Origin of the sequence: uncultured Capnocytophaga sp., from assembly GCF_938029845.1 — a bacterium.
In the GTDB taxonomy this organism is placed as follows: Bacteria; Bacteroidota; Bacteroidia; order Flavobacteriales; family Flavobacteriaceae; genus Capnocytophaga.
On sequence record NZ_CALHGG010000014.1, the window covers coordinates 20356 to 27256 of the forward strand.

The following is a 6901-nucleotide window of genomic DNA, read 5'->3' on the forward strand; positions in this document are numbered from 1 at the left end:
AAAAGTAATATATTATTTTTCAAAAAGCAAAATTATTTCACAAGAATAAAATATTAATATTTTACAATAGTGAATATTATTATTTTTACTTTTGTGAAAAAATATTATGGAGTTTCGTTATTATAAGGAAGAACGTATTATAGGCAAATACGTTCCTTATAGGCATTTGAAAACTGTACTTCAGGACTATGATCACTGGAAATTAACAGAAGGCTCTTCAGAAAAAGGCCTACCTATTCCTATTTACCGTATAGGAGAAGGAGAGAAACGTGTCCTATTATGGTCACAGATGCATGGAAATGAGAGTACTACGACCCGTGCTTTATTGGATTTGTTTAAGTTATTTAGCGAAGAAGGTTATCCTTTTTCCAATTGTCAGTTATACATTATTCCAATGCTAAACCCTGATGGTGCTACCCAATATACTCGTGTAAATGGTAATGGTGTAGACCTAAATCGGGATGCGGTAGCTATTTCTCAGAAAGAAAGTTTGTTTCTCAGAAGTATCTATGATCAAGTAAAGCCCGATTTCTGCTTTAATCTACACGACCAACGTACTATTTTTGGAGTAGGAAAACGACCTGCTACGGTATCCTTCCTAGCTCCCGCAGTAGATGAAGATAGAAATGTTACTCCTATAAGAGAGCGAGCTGCTAGTGTGATTACAGAAATGAATAAATGTTTACAATTGTCAATTTACGGATTTATTGGTCGATTTGATGATAGTTTTAATCCCAATTGCACTGGTGATCAATATTCGCTTTTGGGCACTCCAACCATACTTATAGAGTCAGGTTTTTACCCAGGTGACTATCAAAGAGAGCAAACTCGTAAGTATGTAGCCCAGGCTCTATATGTAGGGCTTTCCTACATCAATGATAATAAGGTAGGTACAGAGGGATGGAAGCACTATTTGGCAATTCCTGAAAATAAAAAGTGTTTTAGGGATTATTGTATTATAAATGATAAAGATCCTAAAGAAAAAATTTTCGTACAATTAGAAGAGGTTTTAGAAGGTGATCGGATTATTTTTATCCCTAAGCTCGTTCCAGAGAGTGAAGGTAAGGATTTTTTAGCACATAAGACCTATCAATTATCCGAGATTTGCCCCGATAAGAATTGTGATATTCTCAGCAATATCCCCGATATATTGGCGTATATACGGAAAGAAGTAGAGAATATATAATTTTTTTGCGTTTTCATTGTGGTTATATCAAAAAAATTCCTACCTTTGCGCAAAAATTAGAAAGTATGGCTGCACGATTTAAGTTAGACGAAATTGACCACAAGATTCTTGATATGCTTATTGAGAATACACGTATGCCTTTTACAGATATTGCCAAAGCCTTGGAAGTATCAGCAGGTACAGTACATATCCGTGTGAGAAAAATGGAAGAATCGGGGATAATTAAGAGTTCCACCCTTACAGTAGATTATGATAAGATAGGGTATACCTTTGTGGCTTATGTAGGTATTTTCTTAGAGAAAAACCACCAAACCCAGTTTGTGATAGAGAGACTTACAGAGATTCCTTATATCACACAAGCGAGTATCATCAGTGGAAAGTACAATATATTGTGCAAGATCCGCGCTCGTGATACCAAGCATGCAAAGGAAATTATCTTCATGATAGACGATATACAAGGGGTATACAGAACTGAAAGTATGATTTCTATGGAAGAGAGTATCAGCGATAAAAAACGCTTGTTACATACAGTATTTAAAGAATTGTAAAAATAATTGATATGAATATTTTATCTTTCCTCCCACTGTACAATCATACCAATGGAACTATGATGATTCTTCTTTTTGCATTGGTATGCCTTATGCTTACTTATGTAGTAGTTTCTATCATCAGTAAGAACCAAAAGAGAAAACGAGGTTAGTTGTCAGTTTTTAATAATTAGTGGTTAATCCTAAAGACTAACCACTAATTATTTATATCTCAAATACTTCTTTCATAAAGGTGAGGCTTTCCTCTGGAGAGGAGCTCTCTTTTAGGTGATTGATAAAGCGAGTCGTTATCTTTTGAATAATTCTATCCCCTATGATAGAGGCTTGAGCCTCGTTAAAATCAGCTATTTTCTTACGTTGGAAATCTATTTCTCCTTCTTTGAGCGCTTCTAAGGATTGCTTGAGTGCCTGAATAGCAGGAGCAAAGCGGCGATTTTGTAACCATTGGTCAAATTCCTCCTTAATCTCCTCTATAATTTGTTGTGCTTGGGGTACAAAAGCCTTTCTGCGTTCCAAGGTGTCATCGGTCATTTGAGAGAGATGATCCATGTGGATTAAGGTTACCTTCTCCAATTCTTGTACATCAGGGGCAACATTCTTAGGAATGGAAAGGTCAAGTATCAGCATTTCTCTATCTTGAGGAAGCATCTCCTTGGTAATGGTAGGTGTTTTGCTACCTGTTGCCACTACCAATACATCTGTTTGGGTGAGTTCACTCTCTAAGGTGTCAAAATCTTTCACTAGAACATTAAACCTACTTGCAATTTCTTGCGCTTTTTCCTTGGTGCGGTTAATTAGGGTAATATGCTCGTTTTGGGTATGCTTAATTAGGTTTTCACAAGTATTGCGACCAATCTTTCCTGTACCAAAAAGCAATATATTTTTTTGGGAAATATCCGCTACATTCTGCATGATATATTGTACGGAAGCGAAAGATACGGAAGTAGCTCCGCTGGAGAGTTCTGTTTCGTTTTTGATGCGCTTGCTAGCTTGGATGACACAATTGAGCAAACGTTCCATGAAGGCATTGACAAGGTTGTATTTTTTTGCCAAAGAAAAAGATTTTTTCAGTTGGCTAATTACCTCGAAATCGCCTAAAATTTGGCTATCTAATCCTGTTCCTACACTGAAGAGGTGATTGATCGCTTCTTTATTTTTGTAAATATATCCTACTTTTTCAAAGTCCTCAAGGGTAGCTTTGGAGTGGGCGCATAATTTTTGGATAAGCTGAAAAGGATGTTGGGCAAAGCCATAAAGCTCTGTACGATTACAAGTAGAGATGATGGCCAATCCCTCCATGCCCTCCTCTTGGGCTAGTGATAGCACACGCTCTTGGTGTTCTGCATCAAGGCTAAAAAGTCCACGCATATCCGCATCTGCCTTCTTGTAACTAATTCCGATGGTATAAAAATGAGTTTCTTTTTGAGTTGTATTTTGAGTCATTAGATATATCCATAAAAACGAATGCAAAAATAAGGTTATATTCTGAAAAAAAATAGCGCTAAAAGTTCTTTTTTTTACTCTAAAAGTGCTATCTTTGCCTTTTGATTTGTGACCAGTTGTAAATCAGTATTTTACTATTACATACCCACTAAAATATAGAAAAAGTCTAAATAAGAAAATATAAAAATTACGCTCCTATGAATACAAAAAATATCGCCGAAAGTACCTCCCTTTTTCAAGAAGTAGAAGAGGGAATCTTTGTCTTCCAAAAAGAAAATGAAAATACTGATTATGAGAATGTTAGCCAAGATATCAAGCAAAATTTTATTCAGTTCCATTTTTGTGATAGGGGAGCGGTAGCTTTTGTTTTTCACTCAGGAAATTACACCTTACCTCTTAAGGAAAAGGAAAGTCTCTTGTTGTATAATCCTAAGGAAATATTACCTCTACAAGTACAATTATCACCAGGGGCAACCCTTTTTTCACTTTTTATCACTATAGGAAAGTTTCACTCATTGTTCTTAGAGGAATCAGGAGTAATTGATTTTCTTTCCCCTTCTCGCCAACATGAAAAATATTATACAGTAGGGACTATTTCTCCTCAGTTATCAGTCATCTTGCACCAGCTTCGCACCATACACCTACATACGAGTGTGTATCCACTATACCTTAAAGCCAAGGTGTATGAGCTATTGAGCTTGTTTTTTAACAAAAACCAAGACCAAGAGGGAGAGGCTTGCCCATTTCTCTCAAATGAGGATAACGTCCAGAAGATTCGCAAGGCCAAAGAAATAATCCTTAAGCGTATGACTTCGCCTCCTTCCCTGCAAGAACTTGCTGATGAAGTAGGGATTCCCCTAAAGAAGCTCAAAAGTGGCTTTAAGCAAATCTATGGGGAGTCTGTATATAGCTTTCTTTTTGACTACAAGATGGAACTAGCACGCAAGTGGCTTATTGCTGAAGAATACAATGTTAATGAACTTTCTCTCAAGCTTGGATACAGTATGCCTAGCCACTTTATAGCTGCCTTTAAAAAGAAGTTTGGCACTACCCCTAAGAAATATATACTTACAAAAAATACCCTATAAAGCAATGATGAACTACAAAGCTTTTCTCACTTATTTGGCGGCTATTTTTTGCTTTGCTCCCAGCTTCTTTGTGTTTTACAAAACAATTACCACTTATCAGAGAATAGATACTTTGGAGAAGAAAACCATTTGGGTAAAGGAAGTATTCTATCCTAAGAAAAGAAGGAAAGGAAGTATAAAGCCCATTGAAATTCATATAGGAAGTGAAAAGGAGGTTAAAGCAATGACCATTTATGACAAAGTAGAGAAAAGAGAAGCTGATATTTTTATAAGTAGAGAAGGATGGCTTAGGAGAAGCCCTAAAATACACTGGAAGGACAAAGTAACCTACTATGTACTGAATGATCCTTATCTGAAATACACTTCCCTAACTCAAATAATAGGAACCTATAGTATGGGAGGTACTCCCAATATCATAGGAGTTTGCACAACACATTACACGAGAAGTTCTTTTCAATTATTTTTGGATATACTTCATCACTATGTGAATATAGGGTATCTAATTTTAGTAGTGGTGCTTTTTTCTTTAGTAGCTTATATTAAAGAATCTATTGTTGATTTGGATTATTATAATTGGGCAAAGATTATTTGGATGTTTTCCCTATCTATTCAGATATTGATTTATTTCTTAGTGGGCTAAGTTTCATAGTCCAAAAGTATAAATAGTTTGTGATATTCCTAGAAAAATATTATTTTTGTCTCTTGAAAAACGTACGATAATGAAACCCAAATTTGAACTTATGGCACCGCAGTGGATTGCTTTCCCTGCATATACTGAATTTACTATAGGCTGGCGTATGGGCGCTGGTGAAGATTATAAATGGAAATTTTGGGACTGGTATGAGACCCTTACCCCTGCACAACAAAAAGAATACCAAGCACTTTTTCCGTATCCTTGTTTTTGGCATTACAACAGATGGGAAGAAGATGACCAAGATATAGATGACGAAGAGGATTATTACTACGAAGGAATTCCTGTTTGGCAACCTAAAGGCGCTTATAAATACTCTATAGCGACCTTTATCCATTCGGCAAAGAAGCCCAAGTTTGTTTTCTTTTGGAAGCCCAATGCAGAGGTAGTAGATGAATCTTGTTTTTCACAATGGCAACCCTCACCTTTTTCTGTAGATGGTGATAAATATTATTGTGCTGAGCAGTATATGATGGCTGAAAAAGCGCGTTTGTTTGGCGATGAAGAAGTAGAGGAAGAAATAATGAACACCTCCGACCCTAAACTGATGAAAGCCTTGGGAAGGAAAGTGCGCAACTTTGACCCTCAGGTGTGGGACAAAGCCAAATACAGTATTGTACTGAATGGAAATTACTACAAATTCACTCAGAATAAGGAAATGATGGACTTTTTGCTCTCTACAGGCGATAAAATACTGGTAGAAGCCAGTCCAATGGATACCATTTGGGGGATAGGCTTAGGCAAAGACAACGAGAAAGCACATAACATCGCCTCGTGGCGTGGCAAGAACTTGTTGGGCTTTGCGCTTATGGAAGTAAGGGACGAGATTAGAAAGGTATATCAGAATGTACATTTGCTGAAAGAAAAATAAGATGGATATAACCGAAAAATATGTAACAGAAATTCTACAAGAAGTTGAAAATACTTTCAATAAGTATAAGATTAATCCTCCTTATCAAAAATGGTATTTCTACGAAGGATTTACAGATTTTTTAGAGATACAGCAATGCTATGGGGATAGAATAAAAATTTCTTTTCTACAGGATAACTGTTGGAATAGAAAAAAAGATTTATTCCTAAAACATAAATTTAAGGATGATAATATAATACAAATATTAGGATTAGATAAACTTACTAAAGAAATTATAGAGAGTATTCTTGAGAAACTAAAAGAAGAGATTACAAAAATATTCTTTAATAATTCTTTTCTAGGTAGATTTCGCTATAAACTCATTACTAGGTTAATTTTTAATAAAGCAGATAGATGCTTCTGCTTGAAGGATGAACTACGTATGGGAGAGCTAAGGATACATTTGTTTAATTATATACAAGAGAGTATTATGTCAGATCCCAATAAGAAGATTTCACAGAAAGAATGGTGTTATTTTCTTGAGAGATTATTTGATCCAAACTTGGGACTGTATAGTGAAAATGAAATTATAGAGATAGCCGAAATAGCTATAAAAAAGATAGAAGCAACTCAAAAAGAATACTTAAGTGACTATAAGAATATATTAGAATATATAAATAATATTATTTTTCCTGTTTTTTAAATATAACAACAATGAAAGAATTACTTACACCAGAGGCACTACTGACCAATTTCAAGGATGTACGTGCCCTTACTCGCAAGGTTATAGAGGCTTTCCCTGAGAAAGACCTTTTTGAGTTTAATATCGCCAATTTACGTCCGTTCTCGGCCATGGTACAAGAGTTTATCGGCATCATAGATGGGATATTTGGAGAAATACTCCCTGAAAAGCATCAGAAGTTCTTAGAAGAGACGTTTCCTACTCAAAAAGAAGATTTGTTAGCTCTATGGGACAGGGTTACAGCACAAGTAGACCAAGAATGGCAAGCAATAGAGGATTATACACGGTCTGTAACACTGTATCATATGACCTTTAGCTTTGCTCAGTGGATACTCTATGCTATAGAAAACGAA

9 protein-coding genes are annotated in these 6901 nt (G+C 35.7%); 8 read left to right on the forward strand and 1 reads right to left on the reverse strand.

The window, feature by feature from the left end:
• Positions 1–106 precede the first annotated feature (106 nt).
• The 3 genes from Q0625_RS00965 (at position 107) to Q0625_RS00975 (ending at position 1886) form a co-directional block, all read left to right on the forward strand.
• On the forward strand, positions 107–1186 hold the full coding sequence (locus Q0625_RS00965; protein WP_298823038.1) for a M14 family zinc carboxypeptidase: 1080 nt from the start codon (positions 107–109) through the stop codon (positions 1184–1186).
• A gap of 65 nt (positions 1187–1251) precedes the next feature.
• Positions 1252–1734 carry a winged helix-turn-helix transcriptional regulator gene (locus Q0625_RS00970; RefSeq protein WP_009641505.1) on the forward strand — a complete coding sequence of 161 codons (483 nt, stop codon included), beginning with the start codon at positions 1252–1254 and terminating at the stop codon, positions 1732–1734.
• 11 nt (positions 1735–1745) lie between these two features.
• Complete coding sequence (locus Q0625_RS00975; RefSeq protein WP_298823039.1) at positions 1746–1886, forward strand: hypothetical protein; 141 nt, start codon at positions 1746–1748, stop codon at positions 1884–1886.
• 52 nt (positions 1887–1938) lie between these two features.
• Here the strand turns inward: Q0625_RS00975 and hemA are convergent, their stop codons facing one another.
• A complete protein-coding gene (hemA, locus tag Q0625_RS00980) occupies positions 1939–3177 on the reverse strand; it encodes a glutamyl-tRNA reductase (protein WP_298823040.1) in 1239 nt (412 codons plus the stop codon).
• Between the two features lie 197 nt (positions 3178–3374).
• Between hemA and Q0625_RS00985 the strand changes: the two genes are divergently transcribed.
• The 5 genes from Q0625_RS00985 to Q0625_RS01005 all read left to right on the forward strand — a co-directional run.
• Positions 3375–4265 carry an AraC family transcriptional regulator gene (locus tag Q0625_RS00985; RefSeq protein WP_298823041.1) on the forward strand — a complete coding sequence of 297 codons (891 nt, stop codon included), beginning with the start codon at positions 3375–3377 and terminating at the stop codon, positions 4263–4265.
• A gap of 4 nt (positions 4266–4269) precedes the next feature.
• Complete coding sequence (locus Q0625_RS00990) at positions 4270–4905, forward strand: hypothetical protein (protein ID WP_298823042.1); 636 nt, start codon at positions 4270–4272, stop codon at positions 4903–4905.
• 79 nt (positions 4906–4984) lie between these two features.
• Positions 4985–5827 (forward strand): NADAR family protein, encoded by an 843-nt coding sequence (locus Q0625_RS00995; RefSeq protein WP_298823043.1) that lies wholly within the window; start codon positions 4985–4987, stop codon positions 5825–5827.
• Between the two features lies 1 nt (position 5828).
• The gene (locus tag Q0625_RS01000; RefSeq protein ID WP_298823044.1) at positions 5829–6509 is read left to right on the forward strand and encodes a DUF6138 family protein; all 681 of its coding nucleotides are present in this window, start codon (positions 5829–5831) and stop codon (positions 6507–6509) included.
• 11 nt (positions 6510–6520) lie between these two features.
• Positions 6521–6901 (forward strand): damage-inducible protein DinB (locus tag Q0625_RS01005; protein ID WP_298823045.1); only part of this gene is annotated, 381 nt, incomplete at its 3' end.